Origin of the sequence: Goodfellowiella coeruleoviolacea (assembly GCF_024171785.1) — a bacterium.
In the GTDB taxonomy this organism is placed as follows: Bacteria; Actinomycetota; Actinomycetes; order Mycobacteriales; family Pseudonocardiaceae; genus Goodfellowiella; species Goodfellowiella coeruleoviolacea.
Genome location: NZ_JAMTCK010000003.1, coordinates 127,162 through 153,297, shown reverse-complemented (window position 1 = coordinate 153,297; position 26,136 = coordinate 127,162). Strand labels below are relative to the sequence as shown.

Sequence of the window (26,136 nt, the reverse complement as noted above, 5' to 3'; positions counted from 1 at the left end):
GTGAGCACGCTGGAACAGCGAGGAGCGGACCGAGCGCGAGATCAAGCGAACAGCCTCGGCAGTAGGACCGACGAGAGGACCCCGTGGTGCAATCCGGCCAGCCCAACATGCAACAGATCCTTCAGCAGGCTCAGAAGATGCAGCAGCAGCTTGTCGCCGCACAGCAGGAGCTTGCCGAGGCCGAGGTGACCGGCACGTCTGGTGGCGGCCTGGTCACCGCGACGGTCACCGGCAGCGGTGAACTCAAGGCGCTGTCGATCGACCCCCAGGCGGTGGACCCCGACGACACCGAGACCCTGGCCGACCTGGTGGTCGCCGCGGTCCGGGACGCCAACGCCAAGGCGCAGAAGCTGGCCGCGGACAAGATGGGGCCGCTGGCCGGCGGCCTCGGCGGAGACCTGAGCAACCTCGGTCTCCCTGGTTTCTGATACGCACGAGCACGGACGGACCGGGTGTACGAAGGACCTGTTCAGGATCTGATCGACGAGTTGGGGCGGCTTCCCGGAGTCGGCCCGAAGAGCGCGCAGCGCATCGCCTTCCACCTGCTCGCCGCCGACCCGGCGGACGTGTCGCGGCTGCAGGAGGCGCTGCAGCGGGTCAAGGAAGGGGTGATGTTCTGCGAGGTCTGCGGCAACGTGTCCGAGCAGAACACCTGCCGGATCTGCCGCGACCCCCGGCGCGAGGCCAGCGTGGTGTGCGTGGTCGAGGAGCCCAAGGACGTCCTGGCCATCGAGCGGACCAGGGAGTTCAAGGGCCGCTACCACGTGCTGGGCGGCTCGCTCGATCCGATGTCCGGGATCGGTCCCGACCAGCTGCGCGTGCGGGAGCTGCTGTCCCGGATCGGCCAGCAGGTCAACGGGGTGGACATCAGCGAGGTCATCCTGGCCACCGACCCGAACACCGAGGGCGAGGCCACCGCGACCTACCTGGGCCGGCTGCTGCGGGAGTTCCCCGGTCTCACCGTCACCCGGCTCGCCTCGGGCCTGCCCATGGGCGGTGACCTGGAGTTCGCCGACGAGCTGACGCTGGGTCGGGCGCTGTCCGGCCGGCGCGCGGTGTGAGGCTGGGCGGCGGCAGCACCCGGTGCTGGTGGACCCGGACCCGATGAGCGTGCGCACCGGCGCGGCCGACTGCCCGCCGGGTCCTCGGCACGCCTGGCTGGTGGCTGGCAGCCACGGCGAGCCGGCCGGGTCGGTTGCCGTGACCGGATCGGTTGCCCCGGCGGAGTCGGGTGACGCGGCCGTGCCGGTTGACGTGGTCGGGTTGGTGGCGGACGCGGTGCTGGCCGCGCCGGCCCGGCTCGGTCGGGTGCGGGTGCTGGCCGTGGACGGGCCGTCCGGGTCGGGCAAGTCGACGCTGGCCGGCCTGGTCGCCGCGGAACTGCGCGGCCGGGCGGTCGCGACCGTGCTGGTGCCCACCGACCACTTCGCCACCTGGGACGATCCCGTGGCGTGGTGGCCGCGCCTGGTGAACGGGGTGCTGCGCCCGCTCGCGGCCGGACGGCCGGGTCGCTACCAGCGGGTGGAGTGGCCGGGTGGCCTGCCCCGGCTGGGCGAGTGGGTGGCCGTGCCCGTGCCCCGGGTGCTGGTCATCGAGGGGGTGTCCGCGGCACGGGCGGCCGGTGCGGCGCTGCTGAGCCGCAGCGTGTGGGTGGAGCTGGCCGATCCGGACCTGCGGCTGGCCCGGGCCGTGGCCAGGGATGGGGAGAACTCGCGGGAGCACCTGCGCCGCTGGCAGGAGTTCGAACGCGGCTGGTTCGCGGTGGACCGCACCCCGGACCGGGCCGACCTGCGGCTGGTCCCCCGGGACCGGGGCGCGTCCACCGGGGTGGACTGACTCAGTCCTCGATGCCGTCCTCGACGGCCAGCGCGCACGCCTCGGTCGCCCACGCCTGGCCCGGGTAGGCCCAGCCGAGGATCTGCTCGCACATCCCGGGGATCTCCGCGCCGCAGGCGATCTCGGCGGTCTCCTCGGCCGCGCCCGCCGCGACCGCGTAGTCGACGCAGTCCTCCGGGTCGGCCTGGGCGGCCGTGCTGGTCACCACCAGCGCGCCCGCGGCGATCAGCAGTGCGCCGCCGAGGCGGCTGAGGTGGGCCAGCGTGGACCTGGTGTTCGTATTCCTCGTCATGGCACACAGGCTGGCGTCACCCGGTTGGTCCGATCTACCCCATTGGTGTTGATCCACTCGATGGAGACCATGCCACCACTCGGGTGAGCGATTCAGTCCACCGACGCGACCACGAAGGGTGATCAGCGGCTCGATCGGGTGGTGCGCTGGCTGGGTTCACGGCCTCGCCCGGGTGGCCGGGTCAGCCGCCGAGTTCGGCGCGGTAGATGGCCAGGCGCAGGTCCCTGGCCCTGGTCATGTGCGCGCGGGCGCGCTCGGCGGCCCGGTCCCGGTCGCGGGCCTCGATGGCGGCGAGGATCTCCGCGTGCTCGCGCTGCGCCTCGACCCAGCGGCCCTCGGCCGCCAGGGTGGTGGCGGGGTAGCGGGTGAGGTGGTTGTTCAGCCGGGTGAGCAGGTCCACGACGGTGCCGTTGTGGCTGGCCGCCCAGATGGCCTCGTGCACCGCGCGGTTGGTGGCGGCCATGGCCCGGGGGTCGGTGGTGGGCGTGGCCGCCATGGTGGCCATGGCGCTGCGGATGCGGATCAGGTCGAACTCGGTGCGCCGCTCGGCGGCGGCGCTGGCCGCCGTGGCCTCCAGCGCGATGCGCACCTCGTAGATCTCCAGGATCTCCTCGGGGCTGCGGGTGCGCACCCGCATGCCCCGCTCCCCGCGCTCGACCAGGCCGTCCTGCTCCAGCCGGCGCAGCGCCTCCCGGACCGGGGTGCGGCTGGTGCCGTAGCGCTCGGCCAGCACCAGCTCCAGCAGGGGCGCGCCCGCGTCGAACTCGCCGGCGACGATCTCCGCCCGCAACCGGTCATAGACCTCGGCCTGCACCGATTCCCCGCCTCCACGGTCTGCCGAACCACCGTCCGCCGGGCAAGGGTCCGCCGAACGGCGCCGTTCACCTGACCGGGTCAGGTGCGAACGCCTCAGCATACCGTCGTATGCACTCCAGTCGCCCGGCGCCGCGCGCCCGGGTGGAACCGGGCCGGGGGCTGGTGTGGCGGATCAGGTGGCGGTCGGCGGCCGGCGCCAGGCCGAGGACGACCGGGAGCAGGTCGCGGCCCATGTCGGTGAGCGCGTACTCGTCGCACGTGCCACCGCCCTCGTCGCGGTCACCGCCCTGGGCATCAGGCCCCGCGGTGACCGCCGTTCACCCGCGGCGCGCGGTTAGCTGTCGCTCACGCCGACGCGCGCGCGTGCCTGGCGGCGTGCTCGCCGGCGAGCCGGCCGAACACCGCGCCCGCGGTCAGCCCGGTGCCACCCGGGTAGTTGCCGGAGAACAGCCCGCCGGCCAGCTCGCCGGCCGCGTACAGGCCGGCGATGCGCGTACCGCTCTCGTCGAGCACCGCGGCCGACTCGTCGATGCGCACCCCGCCGAAGGTGAAGGTGATGCCGCAGCCCACGGCGTAGCCGTAGTAGGGCGGGGTGTCCAGGGCCTGCGCCCAGTTGGACTTGGGCGGGTCCACCCGGGCCGCGCGGCCGTCCTTGACCGCCGGGTCGAACGGAACGTCCACAATGGAGCCGTTGAACTCGGTGACCGTCCGAACCAGACCGTCCGGGTCGATGCCGAGCTTGGCGGCCAGCTCCGGCAGGCTGTCCGCGACGGCCTCGCTGATCGGCCGGGAGTCGTACTCCTCGGTGCGCAGCAGCGGCCGGGTCTTGGCGTCGAACAGCTGGAACGCCCGCCCGTTCGGCTGGCGCAGGATCTCCCGGCCGTACTTGGCGTAGGTGTAGTTGCGGAAGTCCGCGCCCTCGTCCAGGAACCGCTGGCCGTTCTCGTTGACCACGATGCCGATGGGGTAGCTCTGCCGGGTGAGCTGGTTGGTCAGCTCCCGGTTGCCGGCCGCCCGGTCCGCGCCGGCGTCCCAGGCCACGCTGTGGCACGAGGACCAGTCGCCGTGCCGGGCCGCGCCCGCGGCCAGCGCCAGGTCCAGCACCTCACCGGTGTTGGTGGCGCAGCCGCGCACGTAGGCCTGGCCCCAGCCGGGGCCGAGGTAGCGCTCGCGGCGGTCCGGGTCGGCCTCGAAGCCGCCGGCGGTGAGCACCAGCGCGCCGGCCGTGACCACGTGTTCGGTGCCGTCGGCCGTCCGGTAGCGCACGCCGCGCACCGCCGGGTCGGCCAGCTCCAGCCCGACCACCTCGGCGCCGTAGCGGATCCGCACGCCCGCGTCCCGCGCGGCCCGGGTGTGCTGGGCGATCAGGCCCTTGCCGCCGTCCACGGTGCCCAGGAACAGGCCGCCGAAGAACACCCACGACCCGTTGGACTCGTAGGCCTGCCGCTCGTACATCAGCCGCCACCGGATGCCGTTGCCGGCCAGCCAGCGCACGGTGTCGGCGGAGCGGGAGACGAGCACCCGGGTCAGCACCGGGTCGCAGCGGTCGTCGGTGACCCGCCGCATGTCCGCCTCGAACGCGCTCGCCGGGTAGGCCGGCACCACGGTGCGGTCCAGCCGGTCGGTGGTGTCCGGGTCGAGCAGGTCGCGGAACTCGGCGACGGACTCGAACGCGACGCGGAACGCGCCGGCGGTGTAGTAGGAGTTGCCGCCGGCCTCCGCCTCGGGGGCCTTCTCCAACAGCAGCACCCGGGCGCCGTGCTCGGCGGCCGACTCGGCCGCGCAGAACCCGGCGTTGCCGCCACCCACCACGATCACGTCGAAGTCCGTCACGTCTGCCCCTTCTCCACTGCCCTGGACCGCCCGGGTCGCCCGTTTCGCGCACGACTGTATTCGCGTGTATACAGACCTGTCCACGGGGTGACCCGGGGTCAGTCCCGGGCCCGGCGGCTCAGCGGTCGATGCCGGCGATCGCGCACCGGGACCGGTCACGAGCGGTGGCCGGCGGCGGGCTCGGCAACGCCCCCGAGCCACGCCCCCGCCCGGGCGGTCACAGCCCCGAGCCACCGGTCGCGTCGACCACCCGACCGGTCACCCAGCGCGCGTCGTCCGAGGCGAGGAACGCCACGATGTCGGCCACGTCCTCGGGCTGGCCGACCCGGCCGAGCGCGGCCAGCGCGCCCGCGTTGGCCTGCGCCTCCGGGTTGTCGCGCAGCCACCCGGCGTTGATGTCGGTGTCGATGATCCCGGGGGCCACCGAGTTGGCGGTGATGCCCCGCGCGCCCAGCTCCTTGGCGAGGTTGAGGGTGAAGGTGTCCAGCGCGCCCTTGGTGGAGCCGTAGGCGATGCCGTTCGGCATGGCGAGGCGGGCGGCGCCGCTGGAGATGTTGATGATCCGCCCGCCGTCGCGCAGCCGCTTCAGCCCGTGCTGGACGATGAAGAACGGCGCGCGCACGTTCACCGCGAAGACCTGGTCGAACTCGGCCTCGGTGAGCGAGGCCAGGTCGCGGTCGCAGCCGATGCCCGCGTTGTTGACGATGATGTCGACGCCGCCGCCGGGCGCGTGCGCCTCGACCTGCGCGTCGAAGGCCGCCCAGAGCCGGGCGGCGTCCCCGGGCACGCCCAACTCCGCCTGGATCGCGAAGGCCCGGCCGCCGGTGTCCCGCACCCGCGTGACGACCTCGTCCGCCGCGGCCCGGTCCCGGGCGTACGCGACCGCGACCACGGCACCGTCCCGGGCCAGCCGTTCGGTGATGGCCCGGCCGATCCCCCGGCTGCCGCCGGTCACCAGCGCGACCTTGCCGTCCAGTGCACCCATGTCGATCACCCTCCATTTGTTGGTCGATCACTCAAGAAAGGACCGTAGCACAACTTGTTGAGTGTTCGCTCTAAAATTGCGGGGTGACCGAGACAGCTGGCAGGCGCGGCCGGCCGCGCACGTTCGACCGGGGCGCGGCGCTGGCGGCGGCCACCCGGCTGTTCTGGGAGCGCGGCTACGCCGCCACCTCCATCGGCGAGCTGACCGAGGCGATGGGGATCCGGCCGGGCAGCCTGTACGCGGCCTTCGGCGACAAGCGGTCCCTGTTCCGCGAAGTGGTGGCCGACTACGCGCGCTCCCCCAACGCCGGGTTCGTCGGTGTCGCCCTGGCCGAGGAACCCACCGCCCACCGGGCGATCGCCCGCATCCTGCGGGAGGCGGCCGCCAACTACGCCGACCCCGCCCACCCGGGCGGCTGCCTGATCATCACCGCCGCCACCAACACCGGCCCGCAGGACGCCGAGGTGGCGGACTTCCTGCGCGAGCTGCGCAACACCAACCTGGGCGTGCTCCAGGAACGCCTGGAGCGGGCGCGCCAGGACGGCGAGCTGCCCGCCGACGTCAACCCCCGCGCCCTGGCCCACTACGTCGCCACGGTCGTGCAGGGCATGTCGCAGCGCGCCCGCGACGGCGCGTCAGCGGCGGAGCTGGCCGAGGTCGCCGAGCTGGCCCTGGCGGCCTGGCCGGGGCCGCGCCGCTGAGCACGGCCGGGGCCGCACCGCCGCGCTACCGGTCCGGGCCGAGCAGGGCGCGCACGTCGGCCGCGTCCGGCAGGCCCGCCTCGGTGAAGATCCGCAGGGCCCGGCGCAGCAGGTCCGCCTCTGCCGGGCCAGCACCGTCCACTGTGGAGTGTTCGGTGCCGGTGCCCCCGGCGCCGGCCCGGGCCGACCGGGCCGCGGCGAGCAGCACCAGGGCGTGCGCCCTGGCGATGCGCTGCCCGGTGCGCTCGGTCAGCCGCATCACCTGGTCGGCGTGGTGCAGCGCGCCAGCCACGTCACCGGAGTCCAGCAGCACCCGGCCCAGCACCAGCAGCACCGACGCCTCGGCCAGCCGCAGGCCGTAGTCGCGGGTCACGCCCAGCGCGCGCTTGGCGTCGCGCCACGCGTCCTCGCGGTTGCCCAGCGCGTGGTTGACCTCGGCCAGGCCGCGCAGGGCCATGCACACGCCCCACGGGTAGCTGGTCTCGCCGCCGATGCGCAGCGCGGTCCGGTGGTGCTCGGCGGCCTCGGCGTAGCGGACGGCGCCGCGCAGCGCGAAGCCGAGCTGGTTGCGGCCGTCGCACTCGCCCTTGAGGTTGTCCAGCTCCTGGCACTGGGCCACGGCCTCGGTCGCGTCGGCGATCGCCTCGGCGTAGCGGCGCAGGGTGGTCTTGACCGCGGCGGTGCCCTCGAACGTGGCGTGCTCGAAGCTGCGCGCGCCGACCAGCCGGTAGAGCTGGCGGGCGCGCAGCTGGTGCTCGGCCGCCCGGTGCGGCTGGCCCAGTTCGGCGTAGGCCTCGGCCAGCCCGCGCACGCCGTTGGCCTGGGTCATCCACGCGCCGCTGCGCATGCCCAGCTCCATGGACTGCTCGAAGCACGACACCGCCTGCCCCAGTTCGGCCAGCTGCAGGTAGGCGCCGCCCAGGTTGGTCAGGGCGATGGCCTCCCGCTGCACCGCGCCGATCCGCCTGGTGATCGCCAGCGCGCGCTCCAGGTGGTGCACGGCGTGCTCCAGCTCGCCCAGGTCGATGTGCACGCTGCCGATGTTGGACAGGGTGGCGGCCAGCGCCTCCCAGTGGCTGTCGCGCTCGACCTGGCCGGGCACCGCGACCTGGCCGGCGGGCCGGACCGGCTGGGTGGGGGTGCGCTCCGCCGCCTCGGTGCCCTGCTCCAGCAGGGGCACGGCGGTGCGGTAGTGCTCCAGCGCCTCGCGGTGCCGGCCGATGCACCAGAACAGCGTGCCCAGGGTGTTCCACATGGCCGCCTGGCCGGCCACGTCACCGGCGGCCGTGGCCGCGCGCAGTCCGGCGTTGCCCGCGGCCAGCCACTCCACGGTGGTGCCGCGCGCGTAGAAGTAGCCGCGCAGCCCGTCGGCCAGGTGCCACGCGCCCAACCCGGGACCGGTGTCGGTGTTCGTGTTCGTGTCGGTGCCGGTGCCGGTGTTCGTGTCGGTGTCCGCGGCCTGCTCCACCACGGCCACCAGCCCGCTGCGCTCGGCGTCCAGCCAGTCCAGGGCCTCGCCGCTGGTGGCGAAGGACATCGCGGTCACGCCGGGCAGCGGCGCGGGCCGGGGCAGCCGCAGCAGTGTGCTGGTCATGGCCACCACGGCGTTGTCCACGCTGCGCACGCTGAAGTCGACCAGCCGGCGGAACGAGCGGGTGGGCCGATCGGCGTCGTCCTCGGCGGCCAGTCGCTCGGCGGCGTACTCCCGCAACAGGTCGTGCAGCTCGTAGCGGCCCGGCGCGGGCGTGTCGATCAGGTTGGCGGTGGCCAGCCGGGTGAGCCGGCGCTGGGCCTCAGCCACCGGCAGGGCGTCCAGCGCGGCGGCGGTCTCGGCGGTGAACTCGGCCCCCGGGATCAGGCTGAGCAGCCGGAACAGCTGGGCCAGGTCGGGGTGCAGGGCCGCGTAGGACAGGTCGAACGCGGCGCGCACCGCGGCCCTGGGGTCGCCGTCCACGGACAGCGCGGCCAGTCGGTTGCCGGCGCGCAGCTCGGTCACGTACTGGGCGGCGGTGACGTCCTGGCGGTCGGCCAGGTTGGCCGCGGCGATGCGCAGGGCCAGCGGCAGGTGGGTGCACAGCGCGGCCAGCTCGTCGAGCGCGGCCTGTTCGGCGGCGACCAGCCTCGGGTCCAGCATGTTGGCCAGCAGCTGGTAGGCCTCGCACGGGTTGAGCACGCCCAGCCGCACGTTGGCCGCGGTGTGGCTGACCGCCAGGCCGCGCAGGGTGTCCCGGCTGGTCACCAGCACGGCGCAGCCGGGTTCACCGGGCAGCAGCGGCCGGATCTGCTCGGCGGTGGCCGCGTTGTCCAGCACCACCAGCACCCGGTGCCCGGACAGCAGCGACCGGTACAGCGCCTCCTGCTCGTCCGCCTCCAGCGGCACGGCCTCGGGTGGCACGCCGAGCGCGCGCAGGAACCGGGACAGCACCTCGGCGGTGCTCAGCGGCGGGCCCAGGGCGTAGCCGCGCAGGTTCACGTACAGCTGACCGTCCGGGAACACCTCGCGCAGGCCGCGGGCCACGTGCACGGCCAGCGCGGTCTTGCCCACGCCGGGCGGCCCGGCCACGGTCACCACGGGCACCCCGGCCTTGGCGCGCAACAGCCCGTCGATCAGGTCGACGACCTCATCGCGTCCGACGAAGTCGGCGATGTCGGACGGCAGCTGGGACGGCACGACCTGGTTGTTCCAGCCGGTCCGGCGCGGTGTCGTGACCGGCGGCACCGGGTCGGACTGGGCCAGCCGGTCGCGCAGCCCGCGCAGTTCCTCGCCGGGGTCGATGCCCAGCTCGTCGCGCAGCCGGGTGGCGATGCGGTGGTAGGCGGCCAGCGCGTCGGCCTGCCGGCCGGCGCCGTGCAGCGCGGTCATCAGCTGCGCCCAGAACCGCTCGCGCAGCGGGTGTTCGCCGGTCAGCGCGGTCAGTTCGGCGATCAGCTCGGCGTGCCGGCCCAGCGCCAGGTCCGCGTCGATCCGCCGCTCCAGCACGTGCAGCCGGCGTTCGGCCAGCCGGGGCGCCTCCTCCCGGTGCAGCACCTCGGAGGGGATGTCGGCCAGTGCCGGACCGCGCCACAGCGCCAGGGCCGAGGCGAACGCGGTCGAGGCGGCGGCCAGGTTGCCGGTGTCGAACTCGCGGCTGCCGGTCACCACGAGTTTTTCAAATCGCAGCAGGTCAACCGTGTTCGGCTCGGCAGCCAACCGATAACCATCGGGCGCGGTGTGAATGACAGACGTCGACCCCAAAGTCTGACGCAGTCGCATCACATATGTTTGCACGGTGTTGCGCACTTTGGCGGGCGGCTGATCGTCCCACACCCGTTGGACCAATTCGTCCACCGAGACGACTCCATTCGGCCGCAGCAGCAGTGAGGCGAGCAGCGCGCGCTGCCGCCCGGCCCGGACGAGCAGCGGCTTTCCGTTGCGCAGCACCAGAAGCGGCCCGAGAATCCCGAACTCAAGCCCTGTGTCCATCGGCTCCCCCCTTGGACAGCGGACCAAGTTCGTTGCACTGGAGTAGTCGTCCGTACAGCGTAGAAGTAGCACTTTCGGCGGACAGGGGTTTCACCCGTGGTTAACGACCGCGTACCTTTCACCCGTTACCGGTACGGCGCGTAGCCGGATTGTGATGGTGCTTACCTCGGTAGGGGTAGTGGCGACCCGTTATGGTCGCTGACCACAACGTGAGATCCAGACAACTGAGGGGTTCGTGATGGTCCACTCCCGAACGACCCAGCGCCGACGGGCCGTCATACTCGGCTTGGTCGGCGTGGTCTCGTTGTCGCTGTCGGCGTGCGCCCAGTCGCAGCGCGGCACCGACAACTCCGGTTCCGGCGCGGTCGGCGGGACGCTGACCTTCGGCGCGGCCGGCGCGCCCAAGCTGTTCGACCCCTTCTACGCCACCGACGGCGAGACGTTCCGGATCTCCCGGCAGATCTTCGAGGGCCTGGTCGGGTTCAAGCCGGGCACGGCCGAGGCCGAGCCCAGGCTGGCCGAGAGGTGGGAGCAGAGCCCCGACGGCAAGACCTGGACGTTCAGCCTGCGCGAGGGCGTGAAGTTCCACGACGGCACCGACTTCAACGCCGAGGCCGTGTGCTTCAACTTCAACCGCTGGTACAGCCAGACCGGCGCCGGCCAGTCCGAGGCGGTCTCCCAGTACTGGACCGACAACTTCGGCGGCTTCTCCGACGGGGCCAAGCCCTCGCTGTTCAAGTCCTGCACGGTCAAGGACGCCAAGACCGCGGTGGTCGAGCTGACCGACACCACCTCGAAGTTCCCCGACGTGCTCGGCCTGCCGTCGTTCTCCATGCAGAGCCCGACCGCGCTGCAGAAGTACGACGCCAACAACGTGCAGGCGCAGGGCGACAGCTTCGCCTTCCCGGAGTACGCCACCAAGTACCCGACCGGCACCGGCCCGTTCAAGTTCGTCAAGTACGACACCGCGAACAACACCGTTGAGCTGGAGCGCTACAACGACTACGCGGGCGAGAAGGCCAAGCTGGACAAGCTGATCTTCAAGATCATCCCGGACGAGACCGCGCGCAAGCAGGCGCTGCAGTCCGGCGACATCGACGGCTACGACTTCCCGGCGCCGGCCGACTGGGCCCAGCTGGAGAAGGACGGCTTCAACGTGGCCGTGCGGCCCGCGTTCAACCTGTTCTACGTCGGCCTGAACCAGCGCAACAACGCGGCCCTGCGCGACCTGCGGGTGCGCCAGGCGATCATGTACGGCATCGACCGGGAGAAGCTGGTCAAGTCCCAGCTGCCGGAGAACGCCAAGGTCGCCGACGAGTTCCTGCCGGACACCGTGGACGGTTACACCCCGGACGTGCAGAAGTACACCTACGACCCCGAGAAGGCCAAGGCGCTGCTGGCCGAGGCGGGCGTCAGCAACCTCCAGCTGAACTGCTACTGGCCCAGCGAGGTCACCCGGCCCTACATGCCCAACCCCAAGGACCTCTACGGCGCGATCGCGGCCGACCTGGACAAGATCGGCGTGAAGTGCAACGCCGTCACCAAGCCGTGGAACGGCGGCTACATCGAGGACCTCGACCAGGGCAAGACCGACCTGTTCCTGTTCGGCTGGACCGGTGACTACAACGTGGCCGACAACTTCCTCGGCCAGTTCTTCGGCAGCCCCACCAACCGGATCAACACCGGCGCCTCGCCCTGGGGCCAGCAGCTGAGCGACGACCTGCACGCCGCCTCGATCGAGCCGGACAAGGCCAGGCGCATCGAGATGTACAAGGACATCAACAAGCGGATCATGTCCGAGTACCTGCCGGCCGTGCCGATCTCGCACTCCCCGCCGGCCCTGGTGTTCAACAGCAAGGTCAAGGGCGTGGTGCCCAGCCCGCTGACCGACGAGAAGTTCGCGCCGGTCAGCAAGGGCTAGGCCGACAACCAAGACAACGGGACAAGTACGTGCTCCGCTACGTGGTACGACGGCTGCTCCAGCTCGTCGTGGTGATCCTGGTGCTGTCGCTGCTGCTGTTCGCGTGGCTGCGCTCGCTGCCGGGTGGGCCGGTCTCGGCCCTCCTCGGCGAGCGCGCCACCGAGGAGTCGCGGCGCGCGCTCACCGCGCAACTCGGGCTGGACCAGCCGATCTTCGTGCAGTACTTCCGGTTCCTCGGTCGGGCGCTGTCCGGCGACTTCGGCAACTCCACCGGGGTGGCGCCGGGCAGCACCGCCATGGAGGTGTTCTCCCAGCGCTTCCCGGCCACGATCGAACTGAGCGTGCTGGCCATCATCATCGCCGTGCTGCTGGGCATCCCCCTGGGCTACCTGGCGGCCAGGCGGCGGGGCGGCTGGTTCGACAACCTCAGCGTGATCGGGTCGCTGATCGGCGTCGCGGTGCCCGTGTTCTTCCTGGCCTTCCTGCTGAAGTACCTGTTCGCCGTGCAGCTGGGCTGGCTGCCCTCGGCCGGCCGGCAGACCAGCGGCATCGACGCCACCCGGGTCACCGGGTTCTTCGTGCTGGACGGGATCATGACCCAGGAGTGGGACGCGGCCCTGGACGCGTTGCTGCACCTGATCCTGCCGGCCATGGCGCTGGCCACCATCCCGTTCGCGGTGATCTTCCGGATCACCCGCGCCGCCGTGCTCGACGTGCTCGACGAGGACTACGTGCGCACCGCCGAGTCCAAGGGGCTGACCACGCCGGTGGTGCGGCGTCGGCACGTGCTGCGCAACGCCATGCTGCCGGTGGTCACCACCATCGGCCTGCAGACCGGCGCGCTGCTGGCCGGCGCGGTGCTCACCGAGCGGGTCTTCGGCTACCCCGGCGTCGGCGAGGCGCTGGCGATCGGCTTCGAACGGCGGGACTACCCGGTGCTGCAACTGCTCATCATCATCGCGGCCATGGTCTACGTGCTGGTCAACCTGCTCGTCGACGTGTCCTACGCGCTGATCGACCCGCGCATCCGGACCCGGTGAGGAGGGCGTCGAGGTGACCGGAACCAAGAAGCAGCGCATCGACGCGCTCGCCGAGTCCACTGTGGACAAGCCCGAGGACAGCGGGGTGAGCCTGGCCGCCAGCGCGTGGCGACGGCTGCGGCGCAACCCGGCGTTCCTGGTCGGCGCGGTGATCACCGTGCTGTTCGTGGCGGTCGCGCTGATCTCGCCGTGGCTGGCCCCGCACGACCCGGCCGCGCGCGATTTGGCCGACCAGGTGGTCAAGGCGCGCAACGAGATCCCGCCGGCCCAGCCGGGCCACCCGCTCGGCGGCGACCCGCAGGGCCGGGACTTCCTGTCCCGGCTGCTGGTCGGCTCGCAGCAGACCCTGATGGTCGGCGTGTTCGCCACGCTGATCGGCCTGGCCGGCGGCCTGGTGCTGGGCACGCTGGCCGGCGCGCTGGGCGGCTGGGTCGACTCGGTGGTGATGCGGGCGGTGGACGTGATGCTGTCCGTGCCCAGCCTGCTGCTGGCCGTGTCGATCAGCGCGCTGTTCGCCCGGCCCAGCCAGTTCACCGTGATCATCGCGGTGGCGATCGTGCAGATCCCGATCTTCGCCCGGCTGCTGCGCGGCAGCATGCTCGCCCAGCGCGGCAGCGACCACGTGCTGGCCGCCCGCTCGCTGGGCGTCAGGCCGGGCGCGATCGTGTTCCGGCACATGCTGCCCAACTCGCTGGGCCCGGTGATCGTGCAGGCCACCCTGGTGCTGGCCACGTCCATCATCGACGCGGCGGCCCTGTCCTTCCTCGGCCTGGGCAACCCCGACGACTCCGTGCCGGAGTGGGGGCAGATGCTCGGTGGTTCGCAGCAGGTCATCGACAGCCACCCGGCGCTGTCGTTCTGGCCGGCCGGCTGCATCATCGTGGTGGCCCTGGGCTTCACCCTGATCGGCGAGTCGCTGCGCGACGCCCTCGACCCCAAGAACCGGCGGTGAACCGCTATGGCGTTGCTCGAAGTTCGTGACCTCACCGTCAGCTTCCACCGCAGGGGCGAACCCGTGTTCACCGCGGTGGACGGGGTGAGTTTCGAGGTGGAACCCGGCCAGACGGTCGGCCTGGTCGGCGAGTCCGGCTGCGGCAAGTCGGTCACCTCGCTGGCCATCATGGGGCTGCTGCCCAAGCGCGGCGCCAAGGTGAGCGGGTCGGTGACCTTCGAGGGCACCGAGCTGCTGCGGCTGTCCGACCGGGACATGCGCGACCGGCGCGGCCGCGACCTGGGCATGGTCTTCCAGGACCCGCTGTCCTCGCTGAACCCGGTGATCTCGATCGGCCTGCAGGTCACCGAGGTGCTGGAGCGGCACCGGGGCATGCCGCGCAAGCAGGCCATGGCCGAGGCCACCGACCTGCTGAACAAGGTCGGCATCCCCGACCCCACCCGGCGGCTGTCCGAGTACCCGCACCAGCTCTCCGGCGGCATGCGCCAGCGCGCGCTGATCGCCATGGCGTTGGCCTGCCGGCCGCGGCTGCTGATCGCCGACGAGCCCACCACCGCGCTGGACGTGACCATCCAGGCGCAGATCCTGGCCCTGCTCAAGGAACTCGTGCGGGACACCGGCACCGCGCTGATCATGATCACGCACGACCTCGGCGTGGTGGCCGGCCTGTGCGACCAGGTGAACGTGCTCTACGGCGGCCGGATCGTGGAGCGCGCGCAGCGCCACGAGCTGTTCGTCGAGCCGCGCCACCCCTACACCCACGGCCTGCTCGCCTCGATCCCCCGGCTGGACGCGGCCAGGGGCCAGAAGCTGGTGCCGATCCCCGGGTCGGTGGCCGACAACATCCCGTGGGACCACGCCTGCGCGTTCGCCCCGCGCTGCGCCAACGCCCTGGACGTGTGCCGCGGCCAGACCCCGGCCGAGGAGTGGCACGAGGGCCGGCTGCTGCGCTGCCACAACCCGGTCGAGCCGGCGGCCGACGCGGCGGCAAAGGAGGACCTGCGGGTATGACCGCGGCTACCGAACCAACCACCCAGACGTCCACTGTGGACAACGACATCCTGGTGTCGGTCGAGGGCGTCAAGGTCCACTTCCCGATCAAGCGGGGCGTGATCCTGGACCGCACCGTCGGCTACGTCTACGCCGTGGACGGCGTCGACCTCAGCATCCGCCGGGGCGAGACCTACGGCCTGGTCGGCGAGTCCGGCTGCGGCAAGTCCACCCTGGGCCGGGGCATGCTGCGCCTGGTCGAGCCCACCGCCGGCCGGGTCGTCTTCGACGGCACCGACCTGTCCACCCTGCGCGGCGAGAACCTGCGCCGGATGCGCCGCCGGCTGCAGATGGTCTTCCAGGACCCGATGTCCAGTTTGGACCCGCGCCAGTCCGTGGAGTCCATCCTGGTCGAGGGGTTGCGCGCGCACGATCTGGACAAGGGCCGCGAGGCCACCGGAAAGCGCCTGCGCGAACTGCTGTCCTCGGTGGGCCTGCCCACCAGCGCGCTGCGCAAGTACCCGCACGAGTTCTCCGGCGGTCAGCGCCAGCGCATCGGCATCGCCCGCGCCCTGGCGCTGCGGCCCGACCTGATCGTGGCCGACGAACCCGTGTCCGCGCTGGACGTGTCCGTGCAGGCGCAGGTGGTGAACCTGCTGGAGGACCTGCAGGAGGAGTACGGCCTCACCTACCTGGTGATCGCCCACGACCTGGCCGTGGTCCGGCACATCTCCGACCGGGTCGGCGTGATGTACCTGGGCGGCCTGGTCGAGGAGGCCGGCTCGGACGAGCTGTACGCCGAGCCGCTGCACCCGTACACCAGGGCGCTGCTGTCCGCCGTCCCCGTGCCCGACCCGGTGGTGGAGGACCGGCGGGAGCGCATCCTGCTGGCCGGCGACCTGCCCTCACCCGCGGCCCCGCCGGCCGGCTGCCGCTTCCGCACCCGCTGCCCGTGGCGTCAGGAAACGCGCTGCGACACCGAGCGGCCGGCGCTGCGCGAGATCATCCCCGGCCACCGGGTGGCCTGCCACTGGGCCGAGGACATCCGCTCCGGCAAGATCCAACCCCACGAGGTCCGCCCGGAACTGGTCGAGGCCGACGACACCATCAACCCCGACGTCGGCCTGGCCGGCCCCGCCTCGGTCACCGAAATCCTGAGCTGAGCGCTGTTCGTCGCGGTGGCCCCCAACCACGTCGTGCTGGTTGGGGGCCGCACCGCTCTCCTCAGGTGAACCTGGGCCAGCTAATTGACAATCGTCTCAAGAGGTCCCGAAACCGGCTGGTACCTCACCTTGATGACGTCCGGAATCTCCGCCCTGAGCTTGTGCGCCAGCACACGCCCGCGTTCATCAAACTTGCGCGCCTCTGCTGGCTCAGTAATACCGGAATTAGCTGGATCGTCATCATTGTAGGTGGCCTGGTAGAACTCGTTCCACTCGCCAATTTCCGCGAGCAGTTCGGGACTCAGTGCAACAAAATCACGAATGTCTTCAGTGTCGTAGGGGCCACTGACTTCATCCCCCCCACCCAGCACCCAAAACGGGCCCTCATACCATTCGACCGCCAAAGTGAGGACAAGTTGTTCTGCCTTGACATCCCTCATAGTGGTTTCAACTTTCTTCTGTCCGTCTTAGGGTATGCCGTCGTGATGAAGCCATTGCCGCCAACACCCACAGCGATCAACTTATCTTCCCCTCGATAGCTGACCGCAAAGACCACGGCTCCTCGCCCCGCAATTCCAACAGGCTTTCCCCCGGTTACCGCGCGCCACACCAGATCAAGGACATCTTCGGGTGCGATTCCGTTTACCGCAAACTCTTCACGCCGCTTCGCTCTCAGGATGTGCTGGGCGCCTGCTCGGTCATCTCCTTCCTCCAGCCAGATGATTCGCCCGGTCTGATCTCGTCCGATGTACAGGACCCGTTCGGGAGAGATCTTCAACCCGTTGCGAAGGGCCTCAGCTATCAACTCTCGATCAGCGCTGCGCCGCTGAGCCGCAAGGATGGACTCTGGACTGGTCAGAGAACCATCGGCGGTGCCCTGCGGGGCGGGCGGGTCCACTGTGCCGGTTCCGCCCTGGCGTTGGATGTAGCCCTCGACGCGGTTGATCACCTCGTCGAACAGGGCGGCCACCGTGCTCAACCGGTCTGGCACCGGCGCGAGCAGCGCGAACGCCTCGGCCAGTTCCGAACGGTTGCTCTCCTGCGCCAACTGCCCGAGCACCGGTAGGACGTCGGCACCGAGTCGCTCGGCCACCTCGGTCAGCTCGCCGGGCCGCAACAGGTCTGTGGCAGCGCGAAGCCTGGCGATGACCTCACCCAATGACGTCACGGCCGCCACCTGCCCGCCGGCAGGATTTCCAACCGCAGCGTCAGTTGCGCGCGCAATTCGCATGTGCCAGACACGAAACGCCCCCTGTTCCGCTGACCTGGTGGCAGCAGAACAGAATCCTGGTCGTCCACGACTTCGAAGGCGGAACGAATCACGCGCGTTTCACCCGTCAGGGCCAGGCCCGCACGACCGCACCGCGTGAGGGTGTCGGGCGGGCCCGTCAGGCGTCGAAACGGCCGCGTGCCCGCTCGATGTGTCCGAGGTGCTGGTGGGTCCAGTCGCAGATGACGTCGACCGCGGCGCGCAGGGCCCGGCCCGGCTCGGTGAGGGTGTACTCGACCCTCGGCGGCACGGTGGGGTGCACCTTCCGGTCGACCAGGCCGTTGCGCTCCAGCATGCGCAGGTTCTGGGTGAGCATCTTGTGGCTGATGCCCTCGACCTCGGTCCGCAGCTCGCTGAAGCGCAGGGTGTGCTCGCCGAGCGCCTCGATGATCAGCAGCGCCCACTTGTTGGCGACGTCCGAGAAGATCTCCCGCGCCAGGGAGTCCGCACGCCGCAGGTCAGCGTCCTCGGGCAGGCCCTTGAGCAGTTGTTTGGTCACCATCAGGTTCCCCAGTCACCAAAAAGTGCGTTCTTCCAGGTCAGCGATCACTCTCCTACAGTTCCCGAGTAACCACAAGAGAGCGGACCGGAAGGGCGAACACCGTGACCACCGTTGATGTCTTCAACCACGACGTGCCGGCCGAGAGCGACTTCGGCTACTCGCAGGCGATCAGGTCCGGCGAGCTGATCCACGTCTCCGGACAGCTCGCGTTCGACGAGGCGGGCGAGTTCCGCCACGCGGGCGACTTCGCCGCCCAGCTCGCGCAGACCCACGCCAACATGGACAAGGTGCTGGACCACTACGGTGCCACCCGCAACCAGGTCGTCGCACAGACCCTGTACGTGGTGGACCTGGGGCGGCACGCCGCGGCGACGGCCGAGGGCAACCTGCGCTACTTCGGCGACCACCGCCCGACCAGCACGGTCGTGGGCGTCACCGAACTGACCCTGCCCGGCCAGGTCGTCGAGATCAGCTTCGTCGTCGACACGAGGCTGCCCGCCTGAGGTCTCGGCCGCGCGGTCACAGTGGCCGGTCAGTCGGGTCGCACGTACTTCGTCAGCGCCCGCAGTCCGGTCAGGACCTCGGCCGCGGTGGGGGCGTTCGCCGGATCGCTGAGGCTCTGGATCATCACGCCGGACATCAGCGCCATCTGCACCATGCCGAGCGTGCGGGTGTCCCGCTCGGCGACCTCGTCCTCGGGCACGCCGCGCAGGATCGCGGCCATGCCGCGCCGCCCCTGCTCGGTGCCGGCGCTCAGCCGGGCGCGCAGCTCGGGCTGCCGCTGGGCCTGCAGGAACAGCTCCACCGTGGCCAGCCACAGGTCCGGGTGCGCGGCGAACTGCTCGACGAGCCCGTCCCACATGCGCGCGAAGCCGCGCACCTCGTCGTCGCCGGGCTTGGCGGCGAGGGCGCGGCCGAGGCTGTCCCCCCACTCGTCGAGGAGCGCGAACAGCGCCTGGCTGAGCAGGGCCTCCCGGGAGCCGTAATGGTAGCCGATCGCGGCCGTGCTCACGTCCGCCGCGGTGGCGATGTCGCGCACGCTGGTGCGGTCGTAGCCCTTCTCGCGCAGGCACTGCTTGGCGGCCTCGAACAGGTCCTCGCGATTTCCCATGCGCGGCACCCTACCGACCCGGTTGCTCGATCGAGTCATGCGAACGTCTGACCCGATCGTTTTGCGCGATCGTCCAAACCGGGCTGGGTCCTCGCCCTCACCTGAGTCGACGGGGAGAAGGAGACGAGGATCCGCGTGGCGGCCCTGGGGCGGCCGGTCGCGCGGCACCCACCGGCCACCGTCCCGGACACCCGTGGTTTCGCCGATCACACCGCGGTCACCAACGGCGACACTGGGTCACCCAACCCCTCTCCCGGAGGTGACCCCGTGCGCACACCCACCCGGTCTCCCCGGCGGCCGGTCGCCGCCGCGGTGCTGGCGGCGGTGCTCGCCGCCGCCGCGGTCAGTGCCCCACCAGCCGCCCAGGCCGCCGCGGCGAGTCCGACGACCAGCGTCCCGCCCGCCGGCACGCACGGCTTCCCGTTCCTGGCCGCCGCCGAGAACCTCGCCTCGTTCGGGTACACCGAGAGCGAGTACTTCTTCGAGGGCAGTGCCACTTCCTACGCCAAGGCCGGCATCTGGACCTCGTCCGGCCACTGGGCCGTGCGCGCGCTCGGCAGCGCCGACTACCGGAGTCGGCTCCTGGTGCGCCGGCCCACCGACCCCGCGAAGTTCAACGGCACCGTGGTCGTGGAGTGGCTCAACGTCAGCGGGCAGCTCGACCTCTCCCCGGACTACTGGTTCACCCGGGAGGAGCTGCTGCGCGGCGGCTACGCCTGGGTCGGCGTGTCCGCGCAGGAGGTCGGCGTCAACGGCGGGCTCGGTGACATCGCCGGCCTGCGCGGCTGGGACCCGGCGCGCTACGACCGGTTGGTCCACCCCGGCGACGCCTACTCCTACGACATCTTCTCCCAGGCCGGGCAGGCACTGCGCGGCCCGAACGGGCCGGACCCGTTGGGCGGGCTGCGGGTCAGGACGCTGCTCGCCGACGGCGAGTCCCAGTCGGCCGGCTTCATGACGACCTACGTCAACGCCGTCCACCCGGTGGCCAACGTCTACGACGGCTTCCTGATCCACAGCAACAGCGCCGTGGGCGCGCCCATCAGCGGCGACCTGCTGGACACGCTGCTGATGCCCAACCCGTCGCGGATCCGGACCGACCTGTCCACGCCCACGTTCGTCGTGCTCACCGAGACCGACGTGCCGCTCGCGTCCGCCGCCAGGCAGCCGGACACCGACCGGGTCGTGCACTGGGAGCTGGCCGGCACCGCGCACGGCGACCAGTGGGCCTTCGACCTCGGTGACCCCACGCTGAAGAAGTCGGTCGGCGCCGCCGCGCCGCAACCGGACTGCGCCGCCGGTTCGGCCCCGTACAACGACGGTCCCGGCCACCACTCGATGAACGCCGCACTGCGCCACCTGACCAGGTGGGCCCAGGGCGGGGCCGCGCCGGCGAGCGGGCGGGTGCTGGTCCCCGACCTGCGCGACCCGAGCACCGGCCTGGCCCTCGGCGGCATCCGCCTGCCCGACGTGGCCGTGCCCACGCGCACGCTCACCGGCGCGCGCAGCACCAGCGGCAGTGGCGTGTTCTGCGGCCTGTACGGCGCGCGCGACCCGTGGAACGGCGACGCCGACCCGTGGGACCGGCACAACTCGGGTGACCCGTCCGACCCGGCGATCCCGCGCACGGCCGAACCGGTGCTCAGCCAGCTGTACCCGACGCACGCGGACTACGTGACCAAGGTGCGCGCGGCGGCGCAGGAGTCGGTGGCCGCCGGCCACCTGCTGCCCGAGGACGCCACCGCGATCGTCGACGCCGCCGAGCACTCGGACATCGGCGGCTGACGCGACGGCCACGCGCCGCCCGCCACCCCGCGCGGGGAACGCCGATCCCGGTCCGGCGTTCCCCGTCAGCGCGGGTCGAGGGCGGCGAGGTCCGGGGGCACCAGGGTGGTCGAGCGGACGAGTTCCTTGATCAGGTTGTCGTTGAGGGAGTTGCCGACCGGCTCGCCGACCTCCTCGCGGGTCAGGCCGGGCACCCCCGAGCGGGAGAGCCGGTCCCGGACGGCGGCGACCCGGTGCTCGACCTTGCGCTTGGTCCAGCCGGCGGCCGGTCGCAGTTCGGCGAGCTGTTCGGCTGCCTGCTGCCAGGTCAGTGGTTTGGCGTTGGGCTCGTGCAGCAGGTAGCGCTGGCCGAGCACGATGAGGATCAGCCGCTCCTCGGGGGTGAGCCGGTGCGGCCGGGGCACTTCGGTCTCCGCGTCGTGCCGGCTCAGCGGCTGGCTGCCGTCGGGCCCGGTGACGTACACCTCCAGCAGGTGCTCGCGGTCACCGGAACCCGGGACGAACAGCGGGGTGAACCCGTTGGCCAGGGGGATGGCCGCGTCGTTGGCGAACAGCCACTGGGACCGGCGCACCCGGATGGGGCGCCGCCCGGTGTTGCTGAGCCACCAGTGCCCCCGCTGGTAGGTCAGCACTCCCTGCTGCCGGCTGACCTGCCGGTCGTCCTCGCCGATGCACACGTGCACCTCGGGCCGGTTCCGTCCGAAGTAGACAACGCGGCCCTCGCGCGGGCGGACCGAGTAGCCACCACTCAGCGCCAACGCGGACACCGCGCCGGCAACCGACCGGGGCACCCCGTTGGCCAGGCTGCCGTGGCCCTTGGGCAGCCACTTCCCGTCCTCGTACCTGAACTCCGGCTGCACATCAACCTCCCTGGTCGGCGGGACCGGTTCGCGGGCTGGTCGGGCAGACCGCGCCGCGCACACCCCTGGGCTGGGACAGGTACACCCGGTCGCTGTCCGTGGCGCGAACCTGGAAGCAGTACTTCCGGCCCGGTTCGACCGAAACCCGCATGGTGCGGTTGCGCTGCGCGATCAGGTAGCGGCTCGGCTCGCCGTCGCCCACGACCACCACCACGAAGTCGAGGCCGTCCCCGCCCGTCCAGCTCAGCACCACGTGGTCGCCGAGGTCACTGGGCTCGGCCAACTCCAGTGCGGGCCCGGTGGCGGCCGGGGAGGGCGGTGGCGGTCCCGGCAGCGGGGGTCGGCCGCGCAGGGCGACCCCGAACACCGCCGCGGTCAGCAGACCGGCCAGTGCCACCGCGCCAGCCAGCAGCAGGCGGCGGGGCCGGGGCCGGGGCACCGGCCCGGTGGGCGCGTCGGACTCAGCGGACACCGCACCGGCCACCGGGGCATCGGGTGCCGCGGGAGCGGCCGGCGGGCCGATCCGGGGACGCGGCAGCATGCCGGCCAGCCGGTCCACCACCCACGCGGCATCGCCCGGCCGGTGGTCCGGATCGGCGGCGAGCAGGCGGGCGACCACTGTGGACAGTTCAACTGGGACGTCGGCGCGGCTGATCGCGGGCACCGGGCTGCCCAACACCCGCAGCACCCGGTCGCCCGGCTGTTCGCCGAGCCGGCCGGGGTGCGGGGACTGACCGGTCAACGCGAAGTGCAGCACCGCGCCCAGCCCGTACAGGTCGGTGTGCGCGGTCACCACACCGGTGCGCAACGTCTCCGGCGGCACGCACTCGATGGCGTGCAGCGGGTCACGCGGGAACGCCTCGCGCAGCGGCACGCCGAAGTCGGCGAGCACCGGCTCGCCCGAGGCGCGGAACAGCACGTTGTCCGGGCTGACGCCGCCGTGCAGCACGCCCACCCGGTGGGCGGCGCACAGCGCTCGCGCCAGCGCGTGGCCCAACACCACCACGTCGGGCGCGGCGAGCGCGCCGGTCCGCCGCACCCGGGCCGACAGCGACTCCGGGCACAGCTCCATCCGCAGGGCGTGGCGCCCCTCGCACAGGCCGACGCCGTCCACCGGCAGGATCGGCGCGGACGCCGCCACCGCCGCCAGCCTGGCCCGGTCCCGCTCGACCGCGGCCAGGGTCCGCCGGTCGAACCGGGCGGGAAAGACCTTCAGCGCGACGGGTTGGCCGCCGACCACCGCGGCGTGCACGGTGGCGACCGGTCCCCGAGCGAGCTGCCTCATCGCCGGAACAGACCCCTCGGGTCGAACACCGCGCGCAGCCGGGCGAGCCTCGGGCGGGCGGCCAGACCGCGCCGGATGTCCCGGACGGCCGCCCACGCCTCGTTCACGGTCGCGGCACTCGCGCCCGCGCCCGACCACAGCGCGGTGTCCACCCGGCCGGCCAGTCGCAGCAGACCGTCCACAACGGACTGTCCGGCGGTCGGGGCCACCGCGGTGGCCAGGTCGCGCACGGTCATCCCGGGGGTGATCCGGGCACCGTGCGCGCGCAGCAGGTCCCTGGCCTCCAGCCAGGCCGCCACCACGCCCCGGGGGCCCGGCCGCCGACGGCGGCGCACCGTGCGGACCGCCTTCAGCAGCGGGATTCCCACCAGCGCCAGCACGACCACGGCGAGCCCGCCGAGCAGGACCGGCAGCACCGGGAACGGCGGGCCGGGGACGGGAGCCGCCTCGTCGGGCACGGCGGGTTCGGGCGGTGCCGGGTTGCTCGGGTCCGGTGGCGGCAGTGCGGCGCGCAGCTGCGCGGTCACCGCGCCGAGGCTGGTGGCCGCCGCGCCGGCGCCGGCCGCCGTGCCGGTCGGGTCGAGCGGAACCCAGCCGACCCCGGCGACCGCCACCTCCGGCCAGGCCAGGGCATCGCGGTTGTGCACCACCACCGGGTCGCCGGCCGAGTTCCGCGGCGCGCGGTAGCCGACCGCGAGCCGGGCCGGGATGCCCACGACGCGTGCCAGCGCCACGTAGGCGGCGGCGAACTGCTCGCTGGTGCCCCGCTTGCTGGTCAGCAGGAACTCGCGCAGTTGCGGCCAGGCGCTGCCGGTGGGCAGGTTCGCGCCGGTGGCCACCTTGTAGTTCTGGCTCAGGTACTGCTCCAGCACCAGCGCCGACTCGAACGACGGGCGCTTCCCACCGGTGGCGGTGCGCGCCAGCTCGGCGATGCCGGGCGGGACCACCCCGAGGCCGCCCTCGGACACCGCGCCCGGGTCCACCGCGGCCCCGGCCAGCGCGGCCTGGTCGACCTCGGGTTCCCACCAGCTCAGCCCGTAGTCCGCCGGGCCGGGCCGGTCCGGCAGCAGCAGCACGCCGGACGCCGGTTCGATCAGCGGCGCGGCACCGGTGACCGAGGCCGGCATGGCCTGGCTGGGCAGCCAGGGCCCGTCGCCGAGGCCGGGCAGCAGGGTGAGCCGGGCCGAGCGCGGCGCGGTCGGCACGGTGACCACCGGCTGCGGGCCGACCTGGGCGCCGAGCCTGCGGTACCGGTCGGGCGGCGTCCAGGTGACCCCGGTGAAGTCGGTGAGCACGACCAGGCGCCAGCGGTCGGCCCGGCCGGCGCCGGTGTAGCTGAACACCGGGACATCCGGGTTCTCCAGCCGCGCCGCCAGCTCGGCCAGCGGGCTGACCGCCCGGGGCAGCGGCGCCGGCGCCGCGTAGTCCTGGTGCACCGAGTACGCCGGCTGCCGCCCCTGGGTGACGGTCGTGACGGCGACCGCGGCGATCACCGCCACGACCGCGGTGGGCAGCGCCAGCACCGCGGCCGCGCCCCGGCCGCGTGCCGCCGGGGCACCCGCCGCTGCCCGCCGGGACGGTTGGGGCTGGTTCGGTTGGGGCTGGTTCGGTTGGGGCTGGTTCGGTTGGGGCTGGCCCGGTCGCGGTCGGGACGCCACGAGCAGCCCGGCGACGACCACCGCGCAGCCGAGTCCGACCGCGGTCGCCACCGGTCCGGTCACGGCGGTGAACACCTGGCTGAGCCCCAGTGCCGCCACCCCGGGCAGCGCGGCCACCGCCGGCCAGCGCAGCGCCTCGATCCCCAGCACGGCCGTGACCAGCACGACCAGCGGGACGAACAGCAGCACCTCGGCGTCGGGGCGCACCGGCCAGGTGGACTGCAACGCGAGCTGCCAGGACTGGGTCACGCCCGCGCCGAGCGCCCGCAGCGTGGCCCCGGTCGGCAGCCCGCCCAGCGTGGTGTCGCGCAGTTCCACCTCGGCCACCCCGAGCAGGCCGACCACCAGCGCGAGCAGCGGGCGCCACGGCCGCAGCGGCGGGAACCGGACGCACAGCTCCACCACCAGGTAGCAGCCGACGAGCACCACCGCGATCGGCGCCACCAGTGCCCGCCACCCGAACACCGGGGCGAACAGCAGCCCCGGGATGGCCGCGGCGAGCAGCGCACAGCCGACGAGGACGCGCTCCCTCATGCGGTGACCACCTCGTGCCAGCGCCGGGCGGCGTCGGCCGCGTCCCGGGCCGGCAGCACCCTGGCCCCGGGCACCGCCAGCGCCGCCGCGTCCGCCCCGAGGACGACCACCACGAGATCGGTGAACCGGGTTCGGGTCGCCGCGAGCGCGGCGCTGTCCGCCGCCGACACCGCCGAGGTGACCACCACCAGCTGGCCGCCGCCGGCCAGCGACAGCGCCGCCGGCACCAGGGGCAGCCCCTGGTCGTCCGCCCGGTCCAGCACGCACAGCTCGTCCAGCAGCAGCCGCGCCGAGACAGCACCGGGCGCGGTGGCGACGTCCACGCCGCTGGCGGTGACCAGGCGACAGCGGTGGTCCGCCTTGGCCGCCGCGACCAGCAGCGACGCCGCGATCTCCACGGCGTCCTCGAACCGCTCCGGTCCTCGGCCGTCCGGCCGGTTGTCCAGCAGCGCGGTGAACCGCGGCTGGTTCGGGTCGACGTAGTCGCGGATCATCAGCGTCCCGGTCCGCGCCGTGGCCTTCCAGTGCAGGTGCCGCACCTCGTCGCCGGGCACGTACTCGCGCACCTCCCGCAGGTCCAGCGAGCCGCGCGGGGACGCGACGGTGGTCACGCCCTCGTGGTGGTGCCGGGGACGGCCGCCGGCCAGCGCGCGCACCGGGTGGGTGCGCGGGTACACCCACAGCACGGCGGTGTCGCCAATGGACAGTCGGCTCTCGCCGAGACCGAGCGCGTCGGTGCGGCTGAGGGTGAGCGGACCGATCTGGTGCCGGCCCCGCCGCCCGGTGGGCAGCTCGTTGAGGTACGGGACCTCGGCGCCGGGCGCGAGCGAGCGCACCGCCACCACCAGCTGCCCGGTGCCCACCCGGTCGACCGCGGTGAACGCGGCCTGCCTGCGGGTGCCCGGGTTGCGCACCCGCAGGGTGAGCGAGGCCGGTCGGCCCCGCTCGACCCGGTCCGGGTACACCTCCCGGACCACGCTCACCCGGGGCCGGCTGCCGGTCACCGCCAGCGCGGCGGCCACCGCGCCGACACCGGCCGCCCCCAGGGCGAGGAACAGCGGGTACCCGGCCAGCTGGCCGATCCCGCACAGCACGGTCGAGGCGCCGAGCACGGCGCACCCGCGCCTGGTCAACCGCAT

The 26,136-nt window shown here is 72.7% G+C and carries 24 protein-coding genes; 11 read left to right on the top strand and 13 right to left on the bottom strand.

From position 1 onward, the window contains the following. Positions 1-107: 107 nt before the first annotated feature. From LX83_RS06715 to LX83_RS06705, 3 genes are read left to right on the top strand one after another with little or no spacing between them, the layout of a single operon-like run. Entirely contained in the window at positions 108-428 is a 321-nt protein-coding gene (locus LX83_RS06715; RefSeq protein ID WP_301327763.1) for a YbaB/EbfC family nucleoid-associated protein, read from the top strand. 24 nt (positions 429-452) lie between these two features. After that, positions 453-1,061 carry a recombination mediator RecR gene (gene recR / locus LX83_RS06710; RefSeq protein ID WP_253768203.1) on the top strand — a complete coding sequence of 203 codons (609 nt, stop codon included), beginning with the start codon at positions 453-455 and terminating at the stop codon, positions 1,059-1,061. A 43-nt stretch (positions 1,062-1,104) separates the two neighbouring features. Further along, positions 1,105-1,836, top strand: a complete 732-nt coding sequence (locus LX83_RS06705; RefSeq protein ID WP_407649495.1) for a uridine kinase family protein — start codon at positions 1,105-1,107, stop codon at positions 1,834-1,836. A gap of 1 nt (position 1,837) precedes the next feature. Here LX83_RS06705 and LX83_RS06700 read toward each other — a convergent pair whose 3' ends face one another. The 4 genes from LX83_RS06700 to LX83_RS06685 all read right to left on the bottom strand — a co-directional run bounded on the left by LX83_RS06700 (position 1,838) and on the right by LX83_RS06685 (position 5,762). Then, entirely contained in the window at positions 1,838-2,128 is a 291-nt protein-coding gene (locus tag LX83_RS06700) for a hypothetical protein (RefSeq protein WP_253768201.1), read from the bottom strand. A gap of 181 nt (positions 2,129-2,309) precedes the next feature. Next, entirely contained in the window at positions 2,310-2,942 is a 633-nt protein-coding gene (locus tag LX83_RS06695; RefSeq protein ID WP_253768199.1) for a GntR family transcriptional regulator, read from the bottom strand. 347 nt (positions 2,943-3,289) lie between these two features. Then, complete coding sequence (tcuA, locus tag LX83_RS06690) at positions 3,290-4,777, bottom strand: FAD-dependent tricarballylate dehydrogenase TcuA (RefSeq protein ID WP_253768197.1); 1,488 nt, start codon at positions 4,775-4,777, stop codon at positions 3,290-3,292. 217 nt (positions 4,778-4,994) lie between these two features. Continuing rightward, positions 4,995-5,762, bottom strand: a complete 768-nt coding sequence (locus LX83_RS06685) for an SDR family oxidoreductase (protein ID WP_253768195.1) — start codon at positions 5,760-5,762, stop codon at positions 4,995-4,997. An 83-nt stretch (positions 5,763-5,845) separates the two neighbouring features. On the opposite strand from LX83_RS06685, the gene LX83_RS06680 reads away from it, so the two are divergent. Continuing rightward, positions 5,846-6,463, top strand: a complete 618-nt coding sequence (locus tag LX83_RS06680) for a TetR/AcrR family transcriptional regulator (protein ID WP_253768193.1) — start codon at positions 5,846-5,848, stop codon at positions 6,461-6,463. Between the two features lie 25 nt (positions 6,464-6,488). Here LX83_RS06680 and LX83_RS06675 read toward each other — a convergent pair whose 3' ends face one another. Beyond that, positions 6,489-9,926, bottom strand: coding sequence for an AfsR/SARP family transcriptional regulator (locus LX83_RS06675; RefSeq protein WP_253768191.1), 3,438 nt, complete (start codon positions 9,924-9,926; stop codon positions 6,489-6,491). Between the two features lie 238 nt (positions 9,927-10,164). On the opposite strand from LX83_RS06675, the gene LX83_RS06670 reads away from it, so the two are divergent. Genes LX83_RS06670 through LX83_RS06650 form a run of 5 tightly spaced genes read left to right on the top strand, consistent with a single transcriptional unit; the run spans position 10,165 to position 15,992 of the window. Continuing rightward, positions 10,165-11,847, top strand: a complete 1,683-nt coding sequence (locus tag LX83_RS06670; protein ID WP_253768190.1) for an ABC transporter substrate-binding protein — start codon at positions 10,165-10,167, stop codon at positions 11,845-11,847. A gap of 29 nt (positions 11,848-11,876) precedes the next feature. After that, the gene (locus LX83_RS06665) at positions 11,877-12,887 is read left to right on the top strand and encodes an ABC transporter permease (RefSeq protein ID WP_253768188.1); all 1,011 of its coding nucleotides are present in this window, start codon (positions 11,877-11,879) and stop codon (positions 12,885-12,887) included. A gap of 37 nt (positions 12,888-12,924) precedes the next feature. After that, the gene (locus LX83_RS06660) at positions 12,925-13,839 is read left to right on the top strand and encodes an ABC transporter permease (protein WP_253769102.1); all 915 of its coding nucleotides are present in this window, start codon (positions 12,925-12,927) and stop codon (positions 13,837-13,839) included. Between the two features lie 6 nt (positions 13,840-13,845). Next, the gene (locus LX83_RS06655; protein WP_253768186.1) at positions 13,846-14,850 is read left to right on the top strand and encodes an ABC transporter ATP-binding protein; all 1,005 of its coding nucleotides are present in this window, start codon (positions 13,846-13,848) and stop codon (positions 14,848-14,850) included. After that, the gene (locus LX83_RS06650; RefSeq protein WP_253768184.1) at positions 14,847-15,992 is read left to right on the top strand and encodes an ABC transporter ATP-binding protein; all 1,146 of its coding nucleotides are present in this window, start codon (positions 14,847-14,849) and stop codon (positions 15,990-15,992) included. The genes LX83_RS06655 and LX83_RS06650 overlap by 4 nt, the downstream gene beginning before the upstream one ends. A gap of 80 nt (positions 15,993-16,072) precedes the next feature. Here LX83_RS06650 and LX83_RS06645 read toward each other — a convergent pair whose 3' ends face one another. The 3 genes from LX83_RS06645 to LX83_RS06635 all read right to left on the bottom strand — a co-directional run bounded on the left by LX83_RS06645 (position 16,073) and on the right by LX83_RS06635 (position 17,764). After that, a complete protein-coding gene (locus LX83_RS06645; protein WP_253768182.1) occupies positions 16,073-16,432 on the bottom strand; it encodes a hypothetical protein in 360 nt (119 codons plus the stop codon). After that, positions 16,429-17,160, bottom strand: coding sequence for a hypothetical protein (locus LX83_RS06640; protein WP_253768180.1), 732 nt, complete (start codon positions 17,158-17,160; stop codon positions 16,429-16,431). Before LX83_RS06640 ends, LX83_RS06645 begins: the two co-directional genes overlap by 4 nt. A gap of 220 nt (positions 17,161-17,380) precedes the next feature. Then, positions 17,381-17,764, bottom strand: a complete 384-nt coding sequence (locus LX83_RS06635; RefSeq protein WP_253768178.1) for a winged helix-turn-helix transcriptional regulator — start codon at positions 17,762-17,764, stop codon at positions 17,381-17,383. A gap of 101 nt (positions 17,765-17,865) precedes the next feature. Here LX83_RS06635 and LX83_RS06630 point away from each other — a divergent pair, with 101 nt between their 5' ends. Then, complete coding sequence (locus tag LX83_RS06630; RefSeq protein ID WP_253768176.1) at positions 17,866-18,267, top strand: RidA family protein; 402 nt, start codon at positions 17,866-17,868, stop codon at positions 18,265-18,267. 29 nt (positions 18,268-18,296) lie between these two features. Here LX83_RS06630 and LX83_RS06625 read toward each other — a convergent pair whose 3' ends face one another. Continuing rightward, positions 18,297-18,875 carry a TetR/AcrR family transcriptional regulator gene (locus LX83_RS06625; RefSeq protein WP_253768174.1) on the bottom strand — a complete coding sequence of 193 codons (579 nt, stop codon included), beginning with the start codon at positions 18,873-18,875 and terminating at the stop codon, positions 18,297-18,299. A 267-nt stretch (positions 18,876-19,142) separates the two neighbouring features. Here LX83_RS06625 and LX83_RS06620 point away from each other — a divergent pair, with 267 nt between their 5' ends. Beyond that, entirely contained in the window at positions 19,143-20,660 is a 1,518-nt protein-coding gene (locus LX83_RS06620) for an alpha/beta hydrolase domain-containing protein (RefSeq protein ID WP_253768172.1), read from the top strand. A gap of 65 nt (positions 20,661-20,725) precedes the next feature. On the opposite strand, the gene LX83_RS06615 is transcribed toward LX83_RS06620, so the two are convergent. Genes LX83_RS06615 through LX83_RS06600 form a run of 4 tightly spaced genes read right to left on the bottom strand, consistent with a single transcriptional unit; the run spans position 20,726 to position 26,136 of the window. Beyond that, on the bottom strand, positions 20,726-21,520 hold the full coding sequence (locus LX83_RS06615) for an FHA domain-containing protein (protein WP_253768170.1): 795 nt from the start codon (positions 21,518-21,520) through the stop codon (positions 20,726-20,728). 1 nt (position 21,521) lies between these two features. Further along, on the bottom strand, positions 21,522-22,805 hold the full coding sequence (locus LX83_RS06610) for a protein kinase domain-containing protein (protein ID WP_253768167.1): 1,284 nt from the start codon (positions 22,803-22,805) through the stop codon (positions 21,522-21,524). Beyond that, the gene (locus LX83_RS06605) at positions 22,802-24,997 is read right to left on the bottom strand and encodes a transglutaminase family protein (protein WP_253768165.1); all 2,196 of its coding nucleotides are present in this window, start codon (positions 24,995-24,997) and stop codon (positions 22,802-22,804) included. The genes LX83_RS06610 and LX83_RS06605 overlap by 4 nt, the downstream gene beginning before the upstream one ends. Continuing rightward, complete coding sequence (locus LX83_RS06600; protein WP_253768163.1) at positions 24,994-26,136, bottom strand: DUF58 domain-containing protein; 1,143 nt, start codon at positions 26,134-26,136, stop codon at positions 24,994-24,996. The genes LX83_RS06605 and LX83_RS06600 overlap by 4 nt, the downstream gene beginning before the upstream one ends.

Excerpts from the sequence above, each read along its gene's own strand:
- LX83_RS06635 (WP_253768178.1), bottom strand. The coding sequence starts at position 17,764 with ATGGTGACCAAACAACTGCTCAAGGGCCTGCCCGAGGACGCTGACCTG.
- LX83_RS06705 (WP_407649495.1), top strand. The coding sequence starts at position 1,105 with ATGAGCGTGCGCACCGGCGCGGCCGACTGCCCGCCGGGTCCTCGGCAC.
- LX83_RS06605 (WP_253768165.1), bottom strand. The coding sequence starts at position 24,997 with ATGAGGGAGCGCGTCCTCGTCGGCTGTGCGCTGCTCGCCGCGGCCATC.
- LX83_RS06655 (WP_253768186.1), top strand. The coding sequence starts at position 13,846 with ATGGCGTTGCTCGAAGTTCGTGACCTCACCGTCAGCTTCCACCGCAGG.
- LX83_RS06670 (WP_253768190.1), top strand. The coding sequence starts at position 10,165 with ATGGTCCACTCCCGAACGACCCAGCGCCGACGGGCCGTCATACTCGGC.
- LX83_RS06610 (WP_253768167.1), bottom strand. The coding sequence starts at position 22,805 with ATGAGGCAGCTCGCTCGGGGACCGGTCGCCACCGTGCACGCCGCGGTG.
- LX83_RS06715 (WP_301327763.1), top strand. The coding sequence starts at position 108 with ATGCAACAGATCCTTCAGCAGGCTCAGAAGATGCAGCAGCAGCTTGTC.
- LX83_RS06650 (WP_253768184.1), top strand. The coding sequence starts at position 14,847 with ATGACCGCGGCTACCGAACCAACCACCCAGACGTCCACTGTGGACAAC.
- LX83_RS06685 (WP_253768195.1), bottom strand. The coding sequence starts at position 5,762 with ATGGGTGCACTGGACGGCAAGGTCGCGCTGGTGACCGGCGGCAGCCGG.
- LX83_RS06625 (WP_253768174.1), bottom strand. The coding sequence starts at position 18,875 with ATGGGAAATCGCGAGGACCTGTTCGAGGCCGCCAAGCAGTGCCTGCGC.
- LX83_RS06600 (WP_253768163.1), bottom strand. The coding sequence starts at position 26,136 with ATGCGGTTGACCAGGCGCGGGTGCGCCGTGCTCGGCGCCTCGACCGTG.
- LX83_RS06645 (WP_253768182.1), bottom strand. The coding sequence starts at position 16,432 with ATGAGGGATGTCAAGGCAGAACAACTTGTCCTCACTTTGGCGGTCGAA.
- LX83_RS06675 (WP_253768191.1), bottom strand. The coding sequence starts at position 9,926 with ATGGACACAGGGCTTGAGTTCGGGATTCTCGGGCCGCTTCTGGTGCTG.
- LX83_RS06700 (WP_253768201.1), bottom strand. The coding sequence starts at position 2,128 with ATGACGAGGAATACGAACACCAGGTCCACGCTGGCCCACCTCAGCCGC.